This window comes from Pseudomonas sp. OTU5201, from assembly GCF_038440135.1.
Taxonomy (GTDB): Bacteria; Pseudomonadota; Gammaproteobacteria; order Pseudomonadales; family Pseudomonadaceae; genus Metapseudomonas; species Metapseudomonas resinovorans.
The window spans coordinates 54,747-75,772 of sequence record NZ_JASATC010000023.1 but is presented as its reverse complement, the minus strand read 5'-3'; the positions used below and the strand labels follow the sequence as shown (position 1 = coordinate 75,772).

Annotated in this window: 22 protein-coding genes; 10 read left to right on the top strand and 12 right to left on the bottom strand. The window is 63.4% G+C overall.

Annotated features, from left to right (window positions below; all coding sequences use genetic code 11):
* The first annotated feature begins 41 nt into the window (after positions 1–41).
* Positions 42–1,145 carry a DUF2855 family protein gene (locus AAHM40_RS15775; protein WP_342245485.1) on the top strand — a complete coding sequence of 368 codons (1,104 nt, stop codon included), beginning with the start codon at positions 42–44 and terminating at the stop codon, positions 1,143–1,145.
* 6 nt (positions 1,146–1,151) lie between these two features.
* Here the strand turns inward: AAHM40_RS15775 and AAHM40_RS15770 are convergent, their stop codons facing one another.
* Together AAHM40_RS15770 and AAHM40_RS15765 are read right to left on the bottom strand one after the other, a co-directional pair.
* Entirely contained in the window at positions 1,152–2,444 is a 1,293-nt protein-coding gene (locus AAHM40_RS15770; protein WP_342245484.1) for a phospholipase, read from the bottom strand.
* Positions 2,445–2,627: 183 nt separating this feature from the next.
* A complete protein-coding gene (locus tag AAHM40_RS15765) occupies positions 2,628–3,665 on the bottom strand; it encodes a haloacid dehalogenase-like hydrolase (protein ID WP_446731576.1) in 1,038 nt (345 codons plus the stop codon).
* A gap of 237 nt (positions 3,666–3,902) precedes the next feature.
* On the opposite strand from AAHM40_RS15765, the gene AAHM40_RS15760 reads away from it, so the two are divergent.
* Complete coding sequence (locus tag AAHM40_RS15760) at positions 3,903–4,880, top strand: zinc-dependent alcohol dehydrogenase family protein (protein ID WP_342245483.1); 978 nt, start codon at positions 3,903–3,905, stop codon at positions 4,878–4,880.
* 126 nt (positions 4,881–5,006) lie between these two features.
* Here the strand turns inward: AAHM40_RS15760 and AAHM40_RS15755 are convergent, their stop codons facing one another.
* Together AAHM40_RS15755 and AAHM40_RS15750 are read right to left on the bottom strand one after the other, a co-directional pair.
* A complete protein-coding gene (locus AAHM40_RS15755; RefSeq protein WP_342245482.1) occupies positions 5,007–5,501 on the bottom strand; it encodes a DUF1294 domain-containing protein in 495 nt (164 codons plus the stop codon).
* A gap of 2 nt (positions 5,502–5,503) precedes the next feature.
* Complete coding sequence (locus AAHM40_RS15750; RefSeq protein WP_028626715.1) at positions 5,504–6,835, bottom strand: DEAD/DEAH box helicase; 1,332 nt, start codon at positions 6,833–6,835, stop codon at positions 5,504–5,506.
* Between the two features lie 137 nt (positions 6,836–6,972).
* Between AAHM40_RS15750 and AAHM40_RS15745 the strand changes: the two genes are divergently transcribed.
* Both AAHM40_RS15745 and AAHM40_RS15740 read left to right on the top strand, forming a co-directional pair.
* Entirely contained in the window at positions 6,973–7,518 is a 546-nt protein-coding gene (locus tag AAHM40_RS15745) for a dihydrofolate reductase family protein (protein ID WP_342245481.1), read from the top strand.
* Complete coding sequence (locus AAHM40_RS15740) at positions 7,515–7,919, top strand: NUDIX hydrolase (protein ID WP_342245480.1); 405 nt, start codon at positions 7,515–7,517, stop codon at positions 7,917–7,919. Before AAHM40_RS15745 ends, AAHM40_RS15740 begins: the two co-directional genes overlap by 4 nt.
* Here the strand turns inward: AAHM40_RS15740 and rarD are convergent.
* The 3 genes from rarD to AAHM40_RS15725 all read right to left on the bottom strand — a co-directional run bounded on the left by rarD (position 7,887) and on the right by AAHM40_RS15725 (position 10,271).
* Positions 7,887–8,783 (bottom strand): EamA family transporter RarD, encoded by an 897-nt coding sequence (gene rarD / locus AAHM40_RS15735; protein ID WP_342245479.1) that lies wholly within the window; start codon positions 8,781–8,783, stop codon positions 7,887–7,889. The genes AAHM40_RS15740 and rarD overlap by 33 nt on opposite strands.
* A gap of 413 nt (positions 8,784–9,196) precedes the next feature.
* Positions 9,197–9,796, bottom strand: a complete 600-nt coding sequence (locus AAHM40_RS15730; RefSeq protein ID WP_342245478.1) for an FMN-dependent NADH-azoreductase — start codon at positions 9,794–9,796, stop codon at positions 9,197–9,199.
* A 160-nt stretch (positions 9,797–9,956) separates the two neighbouring features.
* Positions 9,957–10,271, bottom strand: coding sequence for a 3-phosphoglycerate kinase (locus AAHM40_RS15725; protein WP_342245477.1), 315 nt, complete (start codon positions 10,269–10,271; stop codon positions 9,957–9,959).
* A 109-nt stretch (positions 10,272–10,380) separates the two neighbouring features.
* Between AAHM40_RS15725 and AAHM40_RS15720 the strand changes: the two genes are divergently transcribed.
* The 5 genes from AAHM40_RS15720 to AAHM40_RS15700 all read left to right on the top strand — a co-directional run bounded on the left by AAHM40_RS15720 (position 10,381) and on the right by AAHM40_RS15700 (position 15,189).
* Entirely contained in the window at positions 10,381–11,307 is a 927-nt protein-coding gene (locus tag AAHM40_RS15720) for a LysR family transcriptional regulator (RefSeq protein ID WP_342245476.1), read from the top strand.
* Between the two features lie 13 nt (positions 11,308–11,320).
* Entirely contained in the window at positions 11,321–12,130 is an 810-nt protein-coding gene (locus tag AAHM40_RS15715) for an alpha/beta fold hydrolase (RefSeq protein ID WP_342245475.1), read from the top strand.
* Positions 12,124–12,678, top strand: a complete 555-nt coding sequence (locus tag AAHM40_RS15710) for a peptidylprolyl isomerase (RefSeq protein WP_342245474.1) — start codon at positions 12,124–12,126, stop codon at positions 12,676–12,678. The genes AAHM40_RS15715 and AAHM40_RS15710 overlap by 7 nt, the downstream gene beginning before the upstream one ends.
* Before the next feature lie 58 nt (positions 12,679–12,736).
* Positions 12,737–14,569 (top strand): ABC transporter ATP-binding protein, encoded by a 1,833-nt coding sequence (locus AAHM40_RS15705; protein WP_342245473.1) that lies wholly within the window; start codon positions 12,737–12,739, stop codon positions 14,567–14,569.
* Positions 14,570–14,904: 335 nt separating this feature from the next.
* On the top strand, positions 14,905–15,189 hold the full coding sequence (locus tag AAHM40_RS15700; protein ID WP_280282412.1) for a DUF2790 domain-containing protein: 285 nt from the start codon (positions 14,905–14,907) through the stop codon (positions 15,187–15,189).
* On the opposite strand, the gene AAHM40_RS15695 is transcribed toward AAHM40_RS15700, so the two are convergent.
* From AAHM40_RS15695 to AAHM40_RS15675, 5 genes are all read right to left on the bottom strand, one after another.
* On the bottom strand, positions 15,190–16,317 hold the full coding sequence (locus tag AAHM40_RS15695; RefSeq protein WP_342245472.1) for a GNAT family N-acetyltransferase: 1,128 nt from the start codon (positions 16,315–16,317) through the stop codon (positions 15,190–15,192). It lies immediately after the preceding gene.
* 103 nt (positions 16,318–16,420) lie between these two features.
* Positions 16,421–16,537: a cytochrome c oxidase subunit CcoM gene (gene ccoM, locus AAHM40_RS15690; RefSeq protein WP_280359762.1), complete on the bottom strand. Its 117-nt coding sequence runs from the start codon at positions 16,535–16,537 to the stop codon at positions 16,421–16,423.
* 278 nt (positions 16,538–16,815) lie between these two features.
* Positions 16,816–16,980, bottom strand: coding sequence for a hypothetical protein (locus AAHM40_RS15685; RefSeq protein WP_169338765.1), 165 nt, complete (start codon positions 16,978–16,980; stop codon positions 16,816–16,818).
* The gene (locus AAHM40_RS15680; RefSeq protein ID WP_342245471.1) at positions 16,977–17,573 is read right to left on the bottom strand and encodes an alpha-ketoglutarate-dependent dioxygenase AlkB family protein; all 597 of its coding nucleotides are present in this window, start codon (positions 17,571–17,573) and stop codon (positions 16,977–16,979) included. Before AAHM40_RS15680 ends, AAHM40_RS15685 begins: the two co-directional genes overlap by 4 nt.
* Positions 17,574–17,614: 41 nt before the next feature.
* Positions 17,615–17,911 (bottom strand): aspartate-semialdehyde dehydrogenase, encoded by a 297-nt coding sequence (locus AAHM40_RS15675; RefSeq protein WP_342245470.1) that lies wholly within the window; start codon positions 17,909–17,911, stop codon positions 17,615–17,617.
* Positions 17,912–18,066: 155 nt separating this feature from the next.
* Here AAHM40_RS15675 and rapA point away from each other — a divergent pair, with 155 nt between their 5' ends.
* Complete coding sequence (gene rapA, locus AAHM40_RS15670; RefSeq protein WP_342245469.1) at positions 18,067–20,916, top strand: RNA polymerase-associated protein RapA; 2,850 nt, start codon at positions 18,067–18,069, stop codon at positions 20,914–20,916.
* Positions 20,917–21,026 lie beyond the last annotated feature (110 nt).

The window sequence follows — 21,026 nt, the reverse complement described above, 5'->3', positions numbered from 1 at the left end:
TTGTTAGCCTGTTCCGACCTCTTCCACAGCCGGAGCCGGAAATGCCAAACCGCAGCACAGTATCACGTCTTTTCACCCGTAAGGACGCCCTCGATCAGACCCGTCTGGTGTACCAGGAAACGAACCTTGAAACCGCCGAGGGCGAGATTGTCCTGCGCCTGGACCTCTTCTCCCTGACCACCAATAACATCACCTACGCCGCGTTCGGCGACTCCATGCAGTACTGGCAATTCTTCCCCACCGGCGAGGAAGGCTGGGGCCACATGCCGGTGTGGGGCTTCGCCGATGTGCTGGATTCGAAGGTGGCGGGAGTCGAAGTGGGCGAGCGCTTCTACGGCTATTTCCCCATCGCCAGCCACGTCCGCCTGCAGCCGGAACGCGTCACGCCGCGTGGTTTCTATGATGGCGCCGAGCATCGCCGCAACCTGACCTCCGCCTACAACCAGTACACGCGGTGCAGCTGGGACCGCTACTACAGCCCGGCTACCGAGGCCTTGCAGATTCTGCTCAAGCCACTGTTCCTGACGTCAGCCATGCTGGCTGACTTCCTGGAAGACAACGGCCTGTTCGGCGCAACTCAAGTGGTGTTCTCCAGCGCCTCCAGCAAGACCGCCTACGGTACCGCCGTCTGCCTCGGGCACCGGCCAGGCCGTCATCTGGTAGCGTTGACTTCACCTCGCAACAGCACCTTCGTCGAAGGCCTGGGCTGCTATCAGCAGAGCTGCATCTACGACCAGTTGGAGCGTCTGGCGAATGATCAGCCAACCCTGTATGTCGACTTTTCCGGCGACCTCGCCCTGCGCGCACACGTGCACCAGCACTTTGGCACGAGCCTGATGTACAGCTGCTTCGCCGGCTCCGCGCAGACACCGGAAGCCAACGTGCTGAGTTGCCCGGTCGGCCCGCAACCGGCGTTCTTCTTCGCCCCGGTGCAGATCCGCAAGCGCAACGCCGCGTGGGGGCCGGAACAGGTCAGCCGGCACATTGGCGAAGGGCTGCAGGATTTCTACCAGCAGGTCAGCCGACCACCCCGCCCCTGGCTAAGTGTGGTGGAAGGCCGGGGTTACGAAGCGGCGCAAGCCCTGATCGCCGACCTTTTCCACGGCCGGGTGGCCGCCGACGAAGGTCATGTGATCCGTCTCTGAGTCGGTTCAGGGCAAAGTGGCCCGCGTGGCGTTGCGGCTGTGAGCGCCAAAATGGCGGATCAGCCGCACCAGCGCCTGGTTGAGTTGGACGTCCTCGGGCAACGGTGCCAACTGGTTACCCTGACTGAAGCCACTTTGCGCCTGCCCCCCGGCCAGCCAGTGGCCGATGAGAGAGTCGAAGTCGTCGGCGACATGGTAGGACTCCTGTGACACCACCCTTTGCAGGGACTCGCCATCAAAGGGTGGATAGTCACCGTCCGCGCGGTTGTCGGCGTAGGCGCGCAACAGCGGGTTGTCGTTACTGCCTTCCCGCAGCAGCTTGCGCAGCCAGTCAGCCTGGTACTGCTCCACCTCGGTGTGCCGGTTGGCCACCTGTTCGATAGCCGCCTGCTTGTCGCTGTCCAGGCCCACGGCGGCCTTCAGCGCGACCCAGATCAGCCGGGGCGTGCCGTGCCCCGGCAGGGCCTTGGCGTGGTAGGGCTGGGTCAGGTCCTGAATGTAATGCAAGCCCCAGCCGAGGAAGCGATAGCCCCAGTACGGGTGGCCACTCTCGAAGGCGAAGCGCGCCAGGCCCAGATACTGATAGACCCGCACTTCGGGATAGGTTCGCGCCAGGTAGGGTGCGGCGTGGTAAATGATCTCGTCCTCATGGTAGTAGCCGATATGGAACGGCGCCTGGGACGAGTATTCGAAGCGGGCATCACCGAAAGGCTGCTTGCCAAAGTTGTAGCGGGCACCCACTCCACCCAGATTGTCGCTGAACAGGTTGATGTCGTGACCGTAATCCGGCTCATCGGCGGCACTGGCCACCACTGCCAGGGCCGGCAGCATCTCGCCGGGGTGCACCTGGTAGAAGCGCCATTCGCGCCAAAGGCTGAGCTTGCGGAAGACCAGCACATCGGAGGCATCCAGGGGCGCCCGCCCGCTCCAGTCCATGCCTGGCAGGGCCTGGACGAAGTAGGCCAGCTTGATCTCCGGGTTCACTCGCAGCGCCATCAGGAACGCCTGGCGATGGTCACGACCGTGGGTGGGGATCCAGCGCAGGTCGTCGGGCCGGGCTGGGTAACCCGACAGGTTGTCGCGGAAGAATTCCTCTTGCTCGTCCAGCAACTGCTCCAGTGCCACGCCCTCCTCTTCAAGGAAGGACTCCAGGCTTTCCACCTGCACCGGCTGCGCGTCCTTGATCTGCGGCAGGCCGGCCAGCGCCAGGGTGGTCCCCAGGGCATGGTTGGACCAGGCCAGCGCCGCAGATGGCAGGCCGGCGAGGCTCAGGCTGAGGGCGAGTGCCAGGTACTTCATCGATCACTCCATGACAGGGCTTCGAGCAAGGCCCGGCAGGGTACCAGCCACGGAGGGCAGCTTCACTGTCCAGCCAGGACAGCCAGACTCACCGATCAAGCCGACAGGAATGACTTTAGTGCAAAGCGCGCAAGCGAAGCGGCCGCCCAAGGGCGGCCGTTGCTGTAAAGCCGGTTCAGGATCTCACTGAATATCTTCCGGGATCACCACCACCCAGTTTTTGTCGGCCGTCACCGGCAGCCCCTGCTTGGCCTGGGCTTCGGCATTGCGTTTCTGCATGGCAGTGATCTGGTCCATGTACTTGGCCTTGCGGTTGACCCACAGGTTGATACCGCCTTTAGCGACATCGGTGCCGTGGAACATCATGTAGCCGTCACTGATGGGCGTGTCGCCAGCGGCCAGGATCGGCTTCTTCCACTCGTCGATGTAGGTCAGGATTGCCGCATATTTACCGGACATCCAGGTGGCCGGAGTCCAGAGGTAGGGGGTCAGCTCCAGGTCGAGGTTGGCCTTCTCGTCGTACTTTCCATCGGTGATCTGCTTGCGGCTGGTGGTCACGGCCCCCGTCTTTCGGTCCTTCAACAGTGTGGTAACGCCGATGACGTTCTCAGGTTTCACGTTGTAGCCGTACCGCGGGTCGGACGCGACCATGCGCACCAGCTCCTCCAGGGCGGCGGTAATGATATACACCTCGATACCGTTCTCGCTGAGCTTGTTCATGAGCTCCTTCTGGCCGGTGAAGATCTTCGGTGGGTTGATCTCGATGGTCTTCACCTCGTCCCCGTCGTAATAGGTGGCGGGGATTGGTTTGCCATAGGCCATCAGCTCGTCGACGTAGCCCTTCAGCTCACGCAGGGTAAAACCGGAAAACACTTGGGCAACCCAGGGGTAGCAAATCAGGTCGTCCGCTTCGCAAAGGCGGTAGTAGTAGCTGTTCAGGCTTTCCTTGTGGCCCTTCACATCCTTGAAAGGAATCAGCTTGAGCGAAGGGTCCAGCTTTTCGCGGGTGAGTACGCCCTTCATCTCCAGAAACGGCAGCAGGGACTCCTCCAGGTCGTAGCGGTAGCTGGTGTTATCCATGTCGAACACAGCGAAGTTGCCTTGATTGGCGTGTTTGGCGATCAGCGCATCCAGTTGCTTGGCGGCGGGTTCCGGCCAGTGCTTCAGCTCCGTGGCGGCCTGGGCGGCGCCGGCCAACCCCAGGCACAGCACGGCGGACATCAATGTCTTGGCGATCTTCATCTTCTTATCCCTTTGATGGGTTGCGTGAGCGTACGGAAGCCCTACTCCAGCTTCGCTGCCGAACCTAGCAAAGGCCCCACCCGGCCCCCGTTCCAGAACGACCTCCGCCGTCTTCATCGCGCCATCGCATCACTGATGCAAATGCCAAGGGATTCAGCGCCTCTCGACCACCAGCGGCTAGACTCAAGGCCCCTCAGAGCCGCCAGGAGAAGCGTCATGCTCAAAGCCGAATACCAGACCCGTGGCCCAGTGCCCCAGGACGTGATCGAAGCCGTGGAGTTCGAGCTGCCGCCGGTGGGCGTCGGACAGGCGCTGGTGAAAGTGCTGGCGGCGCCGATCAATCCCTCAGATGTACTCACGCTCACCGGCGAGTACGGCATGCTGCCGCCGCTGCCCGCCATTGGCGGTAACGAAGGCGTGGGCGAAGTAGTGGAAGTGGCCGCCGACGTGACCAACCTCAAGCCCGGCCAGACCGTGCTGCTGCCGGTGGGTTGCGGCACCTGGCGTACCCACCTGATCGCTGACGCCAAGCAGTTGATCCCGCTGCCCAGCGCCGACCCGAAGCAACTGGCGATGCTCACCGTCAACCCACCCACCGCCTACCTGATGCTGCGCGACTTCGTCGAGCTGCAAGCGGGTGATTGGGTGATTCAGAACGCCGCCAACTCGGGGGTCGGCAGCTACCTGATCCAGCTGGCGAAGATTCGTGGGCTGAAGACCATCAACGTGGTGCGCCGCGATTCGGCGGTGGCCAGCGTACAGGCCGAAGGCGGTGACGTGGTGCTGGTAGACGGCCCTGACCTGCCCAAGCGTGTGCGCGAGGCCACCGGTGGCGCGCCGGTGAAGCTGGGCATCGACGCCGTGGGCGGCGCCTCCACCGACCACCTGGCAGCCAGCTTGGCAGAAGGAGGTGTGCTGGTGAATTACGGCCGCATGAGCGGCGAGCCCTGCCAGGTCAACCCCGGTTCCTTCGTGTTCCGCGACGTGACCCTGAAAGGTTTCTGGTTGGCCCGCTGGTTCCGCCAGGCCACTCCGCAGCAACAGATGCAGCTGTTCGGTGAACTGATCCAGCTGATCGCCAGCGGCAAGATCAAGGCACGCATCGCCGCCACCTATGACATCAGCCAGATCAAGGAAGCCGTCGCCGCCGCAGCCTGTGGCGAGCGCGATGGGAAGATCGTCCTGGTGCCATAAGCGCCCTCACCTCAGCCCTCTCCCGCAAGCGGGAGAGGGTGCAGCGCGTGGCTTATCCGGACTTCGACGCTTTCCTGTAGGGGAGATTTCATTCGCCAAGCGGGCCGCAGGTCCGCCGTGCTCGCCTCAATGCAATACCCAGAACCCCAGCAAGCCCAGGTGCACGGCCACGATGAGCCAGAACTTCACCTGGTAAGCGACCTTGCGGCTCTTGTGGCGGATCAGCCTCTGGGCCATCAGGCCGCCCGGCCAGCCGCCTAGGAGTTCGTACAGGTGGAGGCGGGACTCGGGAGTACGTTGCGCTCCGGCCACGGCGAAGCGCTTGTCGCGCCAATACGCAACGAAGCAGACCAGGCTCATGAACGCGTAGGTCAGCAGCACCAACTGCCCCAGGCTGAGGCCGCCCAGCCATGGAAGAACCTGGCGAACGCCTGATTCGGCATGCTGCAGCAGCCCCGTCAGTGCGCCCGGATTGCTGGCCACCAACGGTTGCGAAGCCTCCAGGGAAGCGCAGCCACGATCGGTGTACTGCACCACCCCATCAGGCTGCACGCAGCGATAAACCTCGGCCGATACGGGGGCCGCCACGGACAGCGAAGCCAGAGCGGCGACCCGGCGCATCGTTACTCCGCTGCCGGCTTCTTGCGCTTGAGCGGCGCCAGGCCGTCACCGCTCACCACGCGGGATTCCTCTCGCGGCTTGCTTGGCTTGCGCTTGGGTGCAGCAGACTTGGCGGGGGCTTTCTTGTCGCCTTTCTTGTCGGTCTTTTTCTTCTTGGTGCCAGCGGCCTTGCCAGAGGCCTTGACCTTCTTCGGGCCGGTGTAGGTGCCCTTCAGCTCCTTGATGACCCGGCGCTCGAACGTCTGCTTGAGGTAGCGTTCGATGCTGGACATCAGGTTCCAGTCGTTGTGGCAGATCAGCGAGATCGCCAGTCCCTCGCCACCGGCACGACCGGTCCGGCCGACACGGTGCACGTACTCGTCGCCGGAGCGCGGCATGTCGAAGTTGATCACTAGGTCCAGGCCTTCGATATCCAGGCCACGGGCCGCGATGTCAGTGGCCACCAGCACTTTGGTACCACCCTGCTTCACCCGCTCGATGGCCAGCCTGCGGTCTTTCTGGTCCTTGTCGCCGTGGAGTACGAACGCCTTGTACCCCCCCGCCACCAGGTGCCCATAGAGACGATCGGCCTGGACGCGGGTGTTGGTGAAGATGATTGCCTTCTGGTAGGTCTCATTGGCCAGCAGCCAGCGCGCCAGCTGTTCCTTATGCTCAGGATGATCGGCTGTGATGATCTGCTGGCGGGTGCTTTCATTGAGCTGGTCGACGCTGTTCAGGCGCAGGTGCAGCGGGTCGCGCAGCACGCTGGCGGACACATCGCGCAGAGCAGCGCCACCGGTGGTGGCGGAGAACAGCAGGGTTTGCTGGCGGCTGGCGCACTCGTTGGTCAGGCGCTGCATGTCTTCGGCGAAGCCCATGTCGAGCATGCGGTCGGCTTCGTCCAGCACCAGCACCTCCACTTCCTTGAGGTCGAGAGTGCCGGCATTGAGGTGCTCGATAAGGCGCCCCGGGGTTCCCACCAGGACGTCCGGCAGCTTGCGCAGCATCGCCGCTTGCACCTTGAAGTCCTCGCCGCCGGTAACGATGCCGGACTTGATGAAGGTGAACTGGGAGAAGCGCTCCACTTCTTTCAGGGTCTGCTGCGCCAGTTCACGGGTCGGCAACAGGATCAGCGAACGGATGCGCTCGCGCGGCTTGGCCTCGCCGATCAGGCGGTTGAGCAGCGGCAGGACGAAGGCGGCGGTCTTGCCGCTGCCGGTCTGGGCGGTCACCCGCAGATCGCGCCCTTCCAGGGCCGGCGGAATGGCCGCCGCCTGCACCGGGGTCGGCTCGACGAATTTGAGTTCGGCAACGGCCTTGAGCAGACGTTCGTGCAGGGCGAATTGGGAAAACACAGGGCTACCTCGATCGAAAGCGTAAATAGCTGCATAGGTTACCCGGAGTCGCGAGCAAACGCCCGAACTCCGAGCGACGCAGCGACGGAAATCCCTTGCCGGTATACGCTCACTCCACCCGTTCCCGGAGTCCGACCATGCGCGCAGCCCTGATCTACTACGTCGCCGCCAGCCTCGACGGCTACATTGCTCGCCCCGATGGTCGCGTCGACTGGCTGAAGCCCATTGAAGAAGCAGGCGACGACCACGGCTACCAGGCTTTCTACGACAGCATCGACGGACTGTTGATGGGGCGGGTGACCTACGAAACCGTCCTGGCGTTCGGCGGTGACTGGCCCTATCCCAGCAAACCCTGCACCGTACTGACCGGCAGCGACCTGGCACAAGCCGCTTCAGATGTCCGGATCTGCCATGACGCGCCGACCCAGGCCATCGAGCAAATGGCGGCCGACGGCTGCAAACGCATCTGGCTGGTGGGAGGTGGCTCGCTGGCGGGGACCTGCTACTCTGCCGGCCTGCTCGATGAACTCGTGGTCAGCTTCATCCCCCACCTGCTGGGCGCCGGTATCCCGATGTTCGCCACCGGCCTGGAACGCCGACTCCAGCTCCGCGAGCAGCGCAGCTTCCCCACCGGCGTGGTGCAGCTGCACTACCAACTCCTGCCCGAAGCCGAAACACCATGACCACCCTGAATATCGCCGCTGCCTGCCTGCTGGACCCGCACGACCGCTTACTGCTGGTACGCAAGCGTGGCACCCGCGCACTGATGCTGCCCGGCGGCAAACGCGAGGCTGACGAAAGCCCGCTCCAAGCCCTGGAACGTGAACTCTGGGAAGAACTCCAGCTGCGCCTGGACGCATCGGCCCTGAAACCCCTGGGCCGCTTTCGCGCGCTGGCTGCCAACGAGGCGGATACCTGGGTGGATGCCGAAATCTTCGTCGCCCGCCTGCCCCACGCCGTGGAGGCCGCAGCCGAGTTGGAGGAACTGGCCTGGCTGGGGCTCGGTGAGCCCAACCCGGAGCATCTGGCCCCGCTGCTGCGGGACCACGTGCTACAGGCCCTTCCGGGCCTGCTTGCGAAGTAGGTTGGCGCTGTCCCAGCCGATCAGCAGCACGGCCAGCCAGATTGGCAGATAGGTCCAGAGCTGGTCAGGGTTGAAAGGCTCGCCCAGGAAAGCCACCGCCACCGCGAACAGCAGCACCGGTTCCACATAGCTGAGAATCCCGAAAAGCCCCAGGGGCAAGAGACGGCTGGACGCCATCATGGCGGCGAATGCGAGGGTGCCCAGCAACCCCAGCCCGGGAATCAGCCACCAAAGCTGCGGCGCCTGGCTGAACGCCCCCGGTGGCGAAAAACTCACGATGAGCCAAATGGCGAGGGGCGCCAGCACCGCCATCTCCAGGATGAAACCGGACAGCGCATCCAGTCTCATCCAACGACGCAGCATGAAATAAGGCGGGTACCCCAGGGCAGTAGCCAGGGTAAGCCAGGAAAAGGCACGGGTCAGCCAGAGCTCATGGAGCACACCTGCCAGTGCACAGAGCACCGCCAGCAGTTGCAGTGGTCGCAGATGCTCGGCGTAGAACAGCCGGCCAGCCACCACCATTGCCAGGGGCAGCAGGAAATAGCCAAGTGACACTTCCAGCATTCGCCCCTGCAGCGGCGCCCAAAGGAACAGCCCCCATTGCACGCCAATCAGCACCGCCGCCAACGGCAGGGCTGCCAGCAACAACGGTTCGCGCCGCAACCGACCGAGTACCGAGATGAACGTCGACCACTGCCGGGTCAGCACCAATAGAAAGAGCACCGCTGGAATCGACCAGAGCACCCGTTGCGCGAAAATCTGCACACCATCCAGGGGCGCGAGCTCGCCCACGTAACCCGGCATCAGGGCAAAGAGGACGGACGCCGTCAGCGACAGCGCGACACCACGACCCGACAGCCTCATGGCCGCCTCGACACGTAGGAAAGGGAATGAAGCGAAATCATCTGGGGCCTCGCAAAGCAGCCGGCGAACATACGCCTTCCTTGCCGCGAGCGAAAGCTTAACAAGGGGGGAAAGCTGACCAACCAGGCAGACCCGTCGTCGGCATTGTTGAAAACGGCATGGCTTGGTAATCCGAACCGGGTGCAGCGTCCCTCACCCCACACCCTTTCTGGAGAGAGAATGGGCCATCCGTGCCAGGACTTGCTGCCAAGCCAGGCAGGGACCTTGGCGGGAACCCGCTCATTCGCGAAAGCAGGTCGCCGGCCTGCATCTCTCCATTGCTCAAATAAAAAAGCCCGACCTGAATCAGGCCGGGCAGTCAGCAGGCGTCCACGGAGCGGTGGAGCACCTGGCGGAGCTGGGGAGCTAACGAATCAGGCCACCTGGGCCAGTTGCGCCCTGGCCGAGGCCAGGCCTTTTTCCTGGAACTCGCCGCCCATGTTCAGGCCTTCGGCGTGGATAAAGGTCACGTCATGGATACCGATGAAGCTCATGGCCTGGCGCAGGTAGGGTTCCTGGTGATCCATCGGGCTACCGGAATAGATACCGCCGCGAGCAGTCAGGACGATGGCGCGCTTGCCGGTGAGCAGACCTTTCGGGCCGGTTTCGGTGTACGTGAAGGTGACGCCGGCACGCAGCACATGGTCCAGCCAGGATTTCAGGGTGCTGGGGATGGCGAAGTTGTACATGGGGGCAGCCATCACCAGTACGTCGGCCGCCAGCAGCTCTTCGGTCAGCAGGTTGGAGCGCTGCAGGGCAGCCTTCTCGCTTTCGCTCTGCTGGTCGGCGGGCTTCATCCAGCCACCCAGCAGGTCGGCGTCCAGGTGCGGTACCTGGTCCACCGCGAGGTCGCGAACGGTGATTTCATCGGCTGGGTGAGCAGCTTGCCACTTGGCAATAAAGTCCTGGGTGAGCTGGCGGGAGACGGAACCTTGCTGGCGGGCGCTGCTTTCGATGACGAGTACACGGGACATTCTGGCTACCTCCATCGGGGGTTGATTGCGTCGATGGGGCGCAGATTATGTCGTCACAAATCGATAAAAAAGCGTAAATATCCACTACAATATATCAAGAAAGTTGATTTATAGCAGGAGCAGCACTAGGCTGGTTCCTTTGCCCGAATCCGCGTACCGGCTACCTCGGATTACAGGTCAGCTTGATCCGCAGTTTGATCACCGCGCGATTGAAATTGGCGGTCAGGTAGGCGCTCTTGCCGCTCTCGATGAGCGCCTTGCGAACCTTGGGAGTCTCCGGGCCGTTGACGAACACTGCCTTGCACTCGGCCGTGGTCCCACCCACGTTCTGGATGTTGATGGCGGCCAAGTTGTTGTCGATGTCTGTGGTGTCGTAGACGATCTCCGCACCGTTGTACTGCTTCTCCACCTCGATGGGGTAGGCGAAGGCTAGGGTTGGCAGCAGGACGAACAAGGCACAACACAGTTTTTTCATGGGCGATCTCCAGTGCAGAGAACGCGAGCTTAACAGAGCGCCGCAAGCGACATCAGCGCCATGGGCGCGCGCAATTTGCCGGCATAAGCAGCTAGAGGAGCAGGACAGCATGAAAGCCCCGCGCGTTACCCTGGACCAGTGGCGCACTCTCCAGGCCGTGGTGGACCATGGCGGCTTCGCCCAAGCCGCCGAGGCTACACACCGTTCGCAATCCTCGGTCAGCTATACGGTCGCGCGAATGCAGGAACAACTGGGCGTTCCCCTGTTGCGCATCGAAGGGCGCAAGGCGGTGCTGACCGAAGCAGGCGAAGTGCTGTTGCGTCGTTCGCGGCAGTTGGTCAAGCAGGCCAGCCAGCTTGAAGAACTCGCGCACCACATGGAGCAGGGCTGGGAGGCGGAAGTACGCCTGGTCGTCGACGCGGCCTACCCCAACGCCCGCCTGGTGCGTGCACTGTCCGCCTTCATGCCGCAGAGTCGCGGTTGCCGCGTGCGCCTGCGTGAGGAAGTGCTGTCCGGTGTCGAGGAGGTGCTGCTGGAAGGCTCCGCGGACCTGGCCATTACCACCCTGGACATCCAGGGCTACCTGGGCGCTGGCCTCGGTTCGGTGGAGTTCATCGCGGTCGCCCATCCCGACCACCCCCTGCACCGACTGCAACGCCAGATCAACTTCCAGGACCTGGAGAGCCAACTGCAAGTCGTGATCCGCGACACGGGGCGTACCCAGCCACGCAACGTCGGCTGGCTGGGCGCCGAACAACGCTGGACGGTGGGTAGCCTGTCAACCGCCGCCAACTTTGTCAGCAGCGGCCTCGGTTTCGCCTGGCTGCCACGCCACCTGATCGAACGGGAGCTCAAGGAAGGCCAGCTCAAGCCCTTGCCCATGGAGCAAGGCGGCAGCCGCCATCCCTCCTTCTCTCTCTACGCCAACAAGGACAAGGCTCTTGGGCCGGCCTCGCAGATCCTGGTCGAACTGATCAAGACCTTCGACTCCGCACCGCTCGACGTTGCCTTCGCGGCACCGGTTTCCAGCATCTGACAGGAGGTCATGCATGTCCTACTTCGAGAACGATGGTTGTCAGCTTCATTACGAGGATTACGGCCACGGCATGCCGGTAGTGCTGGTCCACGGGCTGGGTTCGAGCACCCGAGACTGGGAGTACCAGGTCCCTGCCCTGGCCGCCCAGTACCGGGTGGTCGTCCTCGATGTGCGCGGCCACGGCCGCTCCGACAAGCCGCGCGAGCGCTACAGCATCGCCGCTTTCTCCGATGACGTGACGGCACTGATCGAGCACCTCGGACTGATCGACGTCCATCTGGTGGGCATCAGCATGGGCGGCATGATCGGCTTCCAGCTCGGCGTCGATCATCCCGAACTGCTGCGCAGCCTGACCATCGTCAACAGCGGACCTGAGGTGAAGCCCCACTCGCCGAAGGACTACCTGGAAATCGCCAAGCGCTGGACCTTCTCTCGCCTGCTCAGCCTCGACAGCATTGCCAAGGCCCTGGGCAGCCTGCTGTTCCCGCTGCCCGAGCAGGCCGACCTGCGCCGCAAGATCGAGGAACGCTGGCCGCAGAACGACAAACGCGCCTACCTCTCGGCCTTGAACGCCATCATCGGCTGGGGCGTGCGGGATCGCCTGCGACGCATCCAGTGTCCTACCCTGGTGATCACCGCCGACCGCGACTACACCCCGGTTTCGCAGAAAGAGGCCTACGTAAAGGAGATGCCTAACGCTCGCCTGGTGGTCATCGAGAACTCCCGTCACGCCACGCCGCTGGACCAACCCGAACGTTTCAACACCACCCTGCTCGACTTCCTGGCCGAAGTGGAGCGCAACAAGGAACAAAACCCATGCTGAAGAAACTCGTCCTGGGCGCCTGCGCCCTGCTCGTATCCCTCAACGTAATGGCCGCCGACAAGCCCCATGTGCTGCTGACCACCAGTGCTGGGGAGATCGAAGTGGAACTGGAGGCCGACAAGGCCCCGGTCAGCGTGAAGAACTTCCTCGACTACGTGGACGCCGGCTTCTACAACGGCACCGTGTTCCACCGCGTGATCCCCGGTTTCATGATCCAGGGCGGTGGTTTCGACACCGAGATGAGCCAGAAGGACACCCGCGACCCGATCAAGAACGAGGCGGACAATGGCCTGCGCAACCTGCGCGGTACCCTGGCCATGGCCCGCACCCAGGAGGTGAATTCGGCCACCAGCCAGTTCTTCATCAACCACAACGACAACGCGTTCCTCGACCACGGCGGCCGCGACTTCGGCTACGCGGTGTTCGGCAGGGTGGTACGCGGCATGGATGTCGTGGACCAGATCGCCAATGTGCCCACCGGCAACCGCGGCATGTTCCAGAACGTGCCGCTGCAACCGGTGGTGATCCTCTCCGCCAAACGGCTCTGACGCTCTCAGCCCGGGCAGGAAGCCCGGGCCGACCGCTCCACTCTCGGATGGATTCGCCATGCTTTTTCAACGCTTCGAGCGCCTTATCGACGTCTTTCGCCAGGCGCCAGACGAGATGCCTCCGCGCAGCGTGCTGCGCTTCTACACCTACTATCTGCGCCAGGTCTGGCCGATCTTCAGCGCCCTGCTACTGGTGGGGCTGATCGTTGCCCTGATCGAAGTGGCACTGTTCAGCTTCCTCGGCCGCATCGTCGATATGGTCCAGGCGACTCCGGTGGGCGAGCTCTTCCAGCGCCACGGTACTGAACTGGCCTGGATGGCCGTGGTGACGCTGATCCTGCGGCCGTTGTTCGGCAGCCTGCACGACCTGCTGGTGCACCAGAGCATCACGCCCGGCCTGACCAACCTGATCCGCTGGCAGAACCACCGCTATGTGCTGAAACAGAGCCTGGGCTTCTTCCAGAACGACTTCGCCGGACGCATCGCCCAGCGCATCATGCAGACTGGCAACTCCCTGCGCGACTCGGCGGTGCAAGCGGTGGACGCGCTCTGGCACGTGCTGATCTACGCGATCAGTTCGCTGATGCTGTTCGCCGAGGCGGACTGGCGCCTCATGATTCCCCTGGCGCTGTGGATAGCCGGGTATCTCTGCGCACTCCACTACTTCGTGCCACGGGTGAAGCAGCGCTCGGTGGAGTCCTCCGATTCCCGCTCGCGGCTGATGGGGCGCATCGTCGACGGCTATACCAACATCACCACCCTCAAGCTCTTCGCCCATACCCGCGAGGAAGAGGACTACGCCCGCGAAGCCATCGGCGACCAGACCCGTAAATCCCAGGCGATGGCGCGGGTGATCACCGCCATGGACGCCACCGTGACCATCATGGGCGGCCTGCTGATCGTCAGCACCTGCGGCCTGGCCCTGTGGCTGTGCAACCAGGGGCTGATCAGTGTCGGCGCCATTGCTCTGGCCACCGGACTGGTGATCCGCATCATCAGCATGTCCGGCTGGATCATGTGGGTGGTCACCGGCATCTTCGACAACATCGGCCAGGTCCAGGACGGCATGCAGACCATCGCCGTGCCTCGCCAGGTGACCGACCACCCGGATGCCGAGCCGCTACGGGTAGACCGGGGCGAGGTGCGCTTCGAGCACATCGCCTTCCATTACGGCAAGGGCAGTGGGGTGATCGAGGGCCTGGACCTGGTGGTACGGCCTGGAGAGAAGATCGGCCTGGTCGGCCCCTCCGGTGCCGGCAAGTCGACCCTGGTCAACCTGCTGCTGCGCCTCTACGATCTGGAACGCGGGCGCATCCTCATCGACGGCCAGGACATCGCCCGCGTGACCCAAGAGAGCCTGCGGGCACAGATCGGCATGGTCACCCAGGACACCTCGCTGCTGCATCGTTCGATCCGTGACAATCTGCTCTACGGCCGCCCCAGAGCCAGCGACGCCGAACTGCAGGATGCCGTTCGCAAGGCCCGTGCAGATGAGTTCGTGCCGCTGCTCTCGGATGCCAGTGGGCGTTGCGGCTTCGACGCCCATGTCGGCGAGCGCGGCGTGAAGCTGTCTGGCGGCCAGCGCCAGCGCATCGCCATCGCGCGCGTATTGCTCAAGGACGCGCCCATCCTGATCCTCGACGAGGCCACCTCGGCACTCGACTCGGAAGTGGAGGCCGCCATTCAGGAAAGCCTGGAAACCCTGATGCGCGGAAAGACGGTGATCGCCATCGCCCACCGACTTTCCACCATCGCCCGTATGGATCGCCTGGTGGTGCTGGACAAGGGTCGCGTCGTCGAAAGCGGCAGCCACACGGAGCTGCTGGAGCACGGGGGCCTGTACGCGCGCCTCTGGCAGCACCAGACCGGCGGCTTCGTCGGCGTGGAATGAGTCCCGCCACGTCGCACTACTGACAATCCGATTTCATCCTGTAAATCAGGCATTCCGATCGTCACAGGCACAGCCGATGATTCATGACCACGCCCTAAGGACGTGGCTTCCCAAGTTCAAATGAATTGATCGGGACAGCGAACGTTCCGGTAGACCAGGAAAGGGGAAATTTCCAGAAGTGCGACAAACGGTCGCAGCACCTCTACCTCGGGCAATTCCGGGTGATCAAAAAACGCTCAAAGCAGTATCACCGAAGGGGGTCACTGAACTAACCGTTCTCGATGGGTCAGATAAAGTCCCTTGTAAGCGAAACCCAACAGAGGAATACAAGCCTTATGAAAATGGCCTCAGTTGTCAGCGCCCTGCTCTCCAGCCTCGCGCCCAGCGTATTCGCCCAGGATGGCCTTCAGAATCAAGGTGCCGGAGTGGCGCCAGTGGACTACCACTACGGGATGGAGATCGACGTCCAGAAAGTGCTGCACCGCACCGATACCTCCCAGAAAATCGGCGTCGTGCCGGTCACCCTCGTCTACGAAGACAGCGAAGGTGAAGTCCACAAGATCCGCTTCCTCGAGTGGGGCGGCAGCACCGTAACCCCCGACACCACCCAGATCGGCTGATCAGTCTCGCCGATAGGGCAGCAGGCCACGCGCCTCTTCCGCGTAGGCCAGCACCCCACCCCGCTCCTGCACCAGGAAATCGTCCACCGCGGCACGCAAACCAGGATGGGCCAGCCAGTGCCAGGAGCGGGTGATCACCGGCTCGAATCCTCGAATCAACTTGTGCTCACCTTGGGCCCCGGCATCAAAGCGCTGGAGCCCTGTGGCGATGGCCTGGTCGATTCCCTGGTAGAAGCAGGTTTCGAAATGCAGCCTGTCGAACTCTGCCAGACACCCCCAGTAGCGCCCGTAGAGGGTGTCGCCCCCCTGTAGCGAAAACGCCATGGCAACCGGTCGGTTCGATTGCAGCGCCAGCGCCACGCGAATGGCCTCCGGCATCCGCTCGGCCAGCAGGCTGAAGAAGGCACGCGTCAGGTAGGGCGCCTGGCCCCGCACCCGATAGGTGTTGGCATAACAGGCGTAGATGAAATCCCAGTCCGATTCCTCCAGCTCCTGGCCGCGGTGCCACTGGAACTCGATCCCCTGCCCCGCCACCTGCTCACGTTCCTTGCGGATCTGCTTGCGCTTGCGCGAACTCAAGGCGTCGAGAAAATCCTGGAAGTCCCGGTAGCCATGGTTGCGCCAATGGAACTGGCAGCCCAGGCGTTCCAGCCAACCTTCACGGCCACGCAGGTGATGGTCGGCAAAGGCATCGGTGAAGTTGATATGCAGGCCCGAGAGATCGTCGGCAACCACATCGGCCACCACCGCGTCGAGCAGTTCGCCGGCCGCAGCGTCATCTACCGCCAGCAACCTTGCACCGCCTACCGGAGTGAAGGGTACCGCCGCCAGCAACTTGGGATAGTACGGGATACCAGAGCGCTGGCAGGCATCAGCCCAGGCCCAGTCGAAGACGTACTCGCCGTAGGAATGACTCTTGAGATAGGCCGGCAGAGCCGCCTTCAGTTCGCCGCTCTTCCCGCGCAGAAGATGATGGGCCGGGTGCCAGCCGCTACGGCCACCCACGCTGCCGCTTTCTTCAAGGGCGCAGAGAAAGGCGTGCTGCAGGAATGGCTGGTCGTTCGGCAGCAAGGCATTCCAGTGCTGCGGATCGATTTCAGAGAGGCGGGAAAGGGTCTGGATCGGCATGGCGCCAGTCTGGCGCGGGCCGCGATGGAAGAAAAGCAGGAACAAAAAAATGGGCGACCGAAGTCGCCCGAGGTGCCTTGCGTGCCTGTAAAGCCGGAGTAACTCAACGCGGCTTGCGCTTGTGCGAGTCCTTCCAGATGAAGTAACCAACCCCGGCGAAGAAAGCGACCATGAGGCCGACGGTGCCTATACCGGCGAGAACCACTGTATCGACGAACATGATCTGCCTCCTGCGTGTGGCGTTGTTGCTTCGATGGGCTCAAGGTACCCGTGCAGCAGGACGCGAAAATTGATCTGGATCAATAGCTTCCAAGGGCCCGCGGAAAGGCGGTCTGGATACTGATCCAGGTCAATTTTCGGAGGGTGTGAGACAGCGGAAAGGCTTGGAACAGCCGCTTTGCGGGAGCCAATTCATTTGCGAATGAATTCGCCCCCCGCAAAGCCGTGGACAGAATCTCGGTGGATCGCCGATCGAAGTGCGGTGAAGGCCGGGAGACCTCAGCGCTTCTTCGGCTTCTTGCCGCCCTTCTTGCCCTTGGGCTGAGAAAGGGGCATGGCCTGCTCGAATGCCTTGCGCATGTCGTTCAGGCGCTTTTCGTGGACGTCATGGATGCGTTTGTCGCGCTCGGCGCCGAAGTCGATCAGATTTTCGTCGTTGCTCATAAGCGGATCCAGCGGAAGGTGAGATTGAGCCGGGGGGCGCAAGGGATACGGGTCTTCGCCACCTGATGCTGCCAATGATGCTGCGTTGGCCCGCTCATGACCAGTAGCGCGCCATGGCCCAGTTCCAGGGAGTGCTCGATGCGGCTCCCGCCCTTGCGGCGCAGGTCGAATCGGCGGGTGCCACCCAGATTGAGCGAGGCAACCAGAGGATTGCGCCCAAGTTCGGGTTCGTCGTCGCTGTGCCAGCCCATGGAATCCTGGCCATCTCGGTAATAGTTGAGGAGAACACCATTGAGGGGCTGCCCCACGGCCTCTGCAACCCGTATGCGGATCTCCGCCAGCAGTGGCGTCCAGGGCAAGGGCTGGTGGGTCAGACCGGAATAGCGGTAGCTGGCCTCGGGGTCGCCGTACCACGCCACCAGACGTGGCACGGGATAGTAACGGCCATGGAGATGAACTTCGGGCTGTTCCCAAGGCGTTTCAGCCACCAGCCGGGTCAGCCAATCGCTCGCCTGCGCCGAAGAAAGGAAGTGCGGTTCGAAGCGCAATTCGGCGTCGGGCAATCGGAGGGGAATTTCGTCGAACAGGTCCACCGGTGTCGGCTCAAGGAAGAATCAGGCCCATTGTGCTCGGCTCAAACCTCCACATCCACCCACAACCCCTGACGCGGCAACTCGTCCAGCACGGCCTGGTCCGCTTCAGCCACTTCCCCCGTGGCCAGCTCCTGGGGCGTGTAGCCTCGCCGTTGGCGCCGCCGCTGCTCCTCGCGCAGCAGTTCCTCGGCCTCCTGAGGATGGCGCTTGTCCAGGCTGACGGCACTCTCTTGCGCGCTCTCCTGCACGGGCGTGACCGGCAGAATGTCTGGGCGCGGCCTGACCACATCCTGCTGGGCGGTAACAGGGACCAGGCCTTGCGGAATGGGTGGCAACATGTTGAAGCCCTCCTTTGGTCAGTCTGTCGGCCGTCTTTGCCGCTTCTTTAACGGCGCTCGCTACACTTTTGCGGATATACGGGCCGCATCCGGCGTCGCCCTGCGCCCTCGGTTCCGTTAACATACGCGGCTTTTTTCATCTCAGGGAGACACGCATGGCGCAGCAGTATCAACCGGGGCAACGCTGGATCAGTGACAGCGAAGCAGAGCTTGGGCTCGGAACCATCCTGACATCGGATGGCCGCCTGCTCACCGTGCTCTACCCGGCCACTGGCGAGACCCGCCAGTACGCGCTGCGCAATGCGCCGCTGACACGCGTGCGCTTCGCCCCGGGCGACGAAATCACCCACTTCGACGGCTGGAAGCTCAACGTCCAGGAAGTCGAGGATATCGACGGCCTGCTGATCTACCACGGCATCACCGCGCAGAATGAGCCCCGCATCCTGCCGGAAACCCAGCTGAACAACTTTATCCAATTCCGCCTGGCCAATGACCGCCTGTTCGCCGGCCAGATCGACCCGCACAAGTGGTTCGCCCTGCGCTACCACACCCTGGAGCACCGCTCGCGCCTGCTGCAATCCTCCCTCTGGGGCCTGGGCGGCACCCGCGCCCAGCCCATCGCCCACCAACTGCACATCGCCCGTGAAGTGGCCGACCGTGTAGCGCCGCGCGTCCTGCTGGCCGACGAAGTGGGCCTGGGCAAGACCATCGAAGCCGGCCTCGTCATCCACCGCCAGCTCATCTCCGGTCGCGCCAGCCGGGTGTTGATCCTGGTACCGGAGAACCTCCAGCACCAGTGGCTGGTGGAAATGCGCCGTCGCTTCAACCTGCAGGTCGCCCTCTTCGACGCCGAACGCTTTGCCGAAAGCGACGCCAGCAACCCCTTCGAGGACAGCCAGTTGGCCCTGGTTTCCCTAGAGTGGCTGAAAAGCAGCGAGCGCGCCCAGGATGCCGCCTTCGCCGCCGGTTGGGACCTGCTGGTAGTCGACGAAGCCCACCACCTGGTCTGGCACCCGGAACAGGCCAGCCCCGAATACCGTCTGGTGGAGCAACTGGCCGAAACCATCCCCGGCGTGCTGTTGCTCACCGCCACCCCGGAACAGCTGGGCCAGGAAAGCCACTTCGCACGTCTGCGCCTGCTGGACCCGAGCCGTTTCCACGACCTGGAAGCCTTCCGCGCCGAAAGCGCCAACTACCGCCCGGTGGCAGAAGCCGTCCAGGAACTGCTGGACCAGGGTCGCCTGAGCGCCAAGGCCGAAGCGACCATCAAAGGCTTCCTCGGGGAAGAAGGCGAAGGCCTGCTCAAAGCCCTGGCCGCTGGCGACGAGGAAGCCGCTCCGCGCCTGGTGCGTGAGCTGCTGGACCGCCACGGCACCGGCCGCGTGCTCTTCCGCAACACCCGCGCCGCCGTGCAGGGCTTCCCCGAACGCAACCTGCACCCCTATCCACTGCCCAACCCGGTCGAGTACATGGAGTTGCCGATCGGTGACCACCCGGACCTCTACCCGGAAGTCAGCTTCCAGTCCCAGCAGGACAACGGCGATGACGCCGAGCGCTGGTGGCGCTTCGACCCGCGCGTCGAGTGGCTGATCGACACCCTGAAGATGCTGAAGAAGTTCAAGGTGCTGGTGATCTGCGCCCACGCGGAAACCGCCCTGGACCTGGAAGACGCCCTGCGTGTGCGCTCCGGCATCCCTGCCACCGTGTTCCACGAAGGCATGAGCATCCTCGAGCGCGACCGTGCCGCCGCCTACTTTGCGGACGAAGAGTTCGGCGCCCAGGTGCTGATCTGCTCGGAGATCGGGTCCGAGGGCCGCAACTTCCAGTTCGCCCATCACCTGGTGCTGTTCGACCTGCCGGCCCACCCGGACCTGCTGGAACAGCGTATTGGCCGTCTCGACCGGATCGGCCAGAAGCACACCATCCAGCTTCATGTGCCCTACCTGGAAACCAGCCCGCAGGAACGCCTGTTCCAGTGGTACCACCAGGCACTGAACGCCTTCCTCGCCACCTGCCCCACCGGCAATGCCATCCAGCACCAGTTCGGCCCGCGCCTGCTACCGATGCTCGAAGGCGGCGACGACGATGCCTGGAACGCCTTGGTGAACGAAGCCGAAACCGAGCGCAAACGCCTCGAAAGCGAAATGCACAACGGCCGCGACCGCCTGCTGGAGCTCAACTCCGGCGGTGCCGGTGAGGGCGAGCAACTGGTTGAGGACATTCTCGAGCAGGACGACCAGTTCGCCCTGCCCATCTATATGGAGTCGCTGTTCGAAGCCTTCGGTATCGACAGCGAAGACCACTCCGAGAACGCCCTGGTACTCAAGCCCGGCGAGAAGATGCTCGACGCTGGCTTCCCCCTCGGCGACGACGAAGGCGTGACCGTCACCTACGATCGCAACCAAGCCCTGTCCCGCGAGGACATGCAGTTCCTCACCTGGGAACATCCGATGGTGCAGGGCGGCATGGATCTGGTGCTCTCCGGCTCCATGGGCAACACCGCCGTGGCGCTGATCAAGAACAAGGCACTCAAGCCCGGCACCGTGCTGCTGGAACTGATCTATGTCAGCGAAGCGGTGGCCCCGCGCGCCCTGCAGCTCAGCCGCTTCCTGCCACCCAAGGCCTTGCGTTGCCTGCTGGACGCCAATGGCAATGACCTGGCCTCCAAAGTGTCTTTCGACACCCTTAACGACCAACTGGAGAGCGTGCCGCGCGGCAGTGCCAACAAGTTCGTCCAGGCCCAGCGCGACGTGCTCGCGGCACAGATCAACGCCGCCGAAGCCAAGATCGCCCCGCGCCATGCCGAACGCGTGGCCGAAGCCCAGCGCCGCCTGAAGGCCGAACTGGACGAGGAGCTCGCGCGCCTCACTGCGCTCCAGGCAGTGAACCCGAGCGTACGCGACAGCGAACTGGAAGCTGTTCGTCACCAGCGTGACGAGGGGCTTCAACTGCTGGACAAGGCGGCCCTGCGCCTGGAGTCGATTCGAATCCTCGTCGCAGGCTAAGGGCGGTTCGCAGGATGTGACGGGCGGCACTCCGCTTGAACGAAGCGATACCCATCAGCAGGAGTTGATCGGTATCGCTCAACCCGTCCAGCCAGGCACCCTGGCCATTA

Coding starts and splice junctions, on each gene's coding strand:
- AAHM40_RS15775 (WP_342245485.1), top strand. CDS start 42: ATGCCAAACCGCAGCACAGTATCACGTCTTTTCACCCGTAAGGACGCC.
- AAHM40_RS15770 (WP_342245484.1), bottom strand. CDS start 2,444: ATGAAGTACCTGGCACTCGCCCTCAGCCTGAGCCTCGCCGGCCTGCCA.
- AAHM40_RS15765 (WP_446731576.1), bottom strand. CDS start 3,665: ATGTCCGCCGTGCTGTGCCTGGGGTTGGCCGGCGCCGCCCAGGCCGCC.
- AAHM40_RS15760 (WP_342245483.1), top strand. CDS start 3,903: ATGCTCAAAGCCGAATACCAGACCCGTGGCCCAGTGCCCCAGGACGTG.
- AAHM40_RS15755 (WP_342245482.1), bottom strand. CDS start 5,501: ATGCGCCGGGTCGCCGCTCTGGCTTCGCTGTCCGTGGCGGCCCCCGTA.
- AAHM40_RS15745 (WP_342245481.1), top strand. CDS start 6,973: ATGCGCGCAGCCCTGATCTACTACGTCGCCGCCAGCCTCGACGGCTAC.
- AAHM40_RS15740 (WP_342245480.1), top strand. CDS start 7,515: ATGACCACCCTGAATATCGCCGCTGCCTGCCTGCTGGACCCGCACGAC.
- rarD (WP_342245479.1), bottom strand. CDS start 8,783: ATGAGGCTGTCGGGTCGTGGTGTCGCGCTGTCGCTGACGGCGTCCGTC.
- AAHM40_RS15730 (WP_342245478.1), bottom strand. CDS start 9,796: ATGTCCCGTGTACTCGTCATCGAAAGCAGCGCCCGCCAGCAAGGTTCC.
- AAHM40_RS15725 (WP_342245477.1), bottom strand. CDS start 10,271: ATGAAAAAACTGTGTTGTGCCTTGTTCGTCCTGCTGCCAACCCTAGCC.
- AAHM40_RS15720 (WP_342245476.1), top strand. CDS start 10,381: ATGAAAGCCCCGCGCGTTACCCTGGACCAGTGGCGCACTCTCCAGGCC.
- AAHM40_RS15715 (WP_342245475.1), top strand. CDS start 11,321: ATGTCCTACTTCGAGAACGATGGTTGTCAGCTTCATTACGAGGATTAC.
- AAHM40_RS15710 (WP_342245474.1), top strand. CDS start 12,124: ATGCTGAAGAAACTCGTCCTGGGCGCCTGCGCCCTGCTCGTATCCCTC.
- AAHM40_RS15705 (WP_342245473.1), top strand. CDS start 12,737: ATGCTTTTTCAACGCTTCGAGCGCCTTATCGACGTCTTTCGCCAGGCG.
- AAHM40_RS15700 (WP_280282412.1), top strand. CDS start 14,905: ATGAAAATGGCCTCAGTTGTCAGCGCCCTGCTCTCCAGCCTCGCGCCC.
- AAHM40_RS15695 (WP_342245472.1), bottom strand. CDS start 16,317: ATGCCGATCCAGACCCTTTCCCGCCTCTCTGAAATCGATCCGCAGCAC.
- ccoM (WP_280359762.1), bottom strand. CDS start 16,537: ATGTTCGTCGATACAGTGGTTCTCGCCGGTATAGGCACCGTCGGCCTC.
- AAHM40_RS15685 (WP_169338765.1), bottom strand. CDS start 16,980: ATGAGCAACGACGAAAATCTGATCGACTTCGGCGCCGAGCGCGACAAA.
- AAHM40_RS15675 (WP_342245470.1), bottom strand. CDS start 17,911: ATGTTGCCACCCATTCCGCAAGGCCTGGTCCCTGTTACCGCCCAGCAG.
- rapA (WP_342245469.1), top strand. CDS start 18,067: ATGGCGCAGCAGTATCAACCGGGGCAACGCTGGATCAGTGACAGCGAA.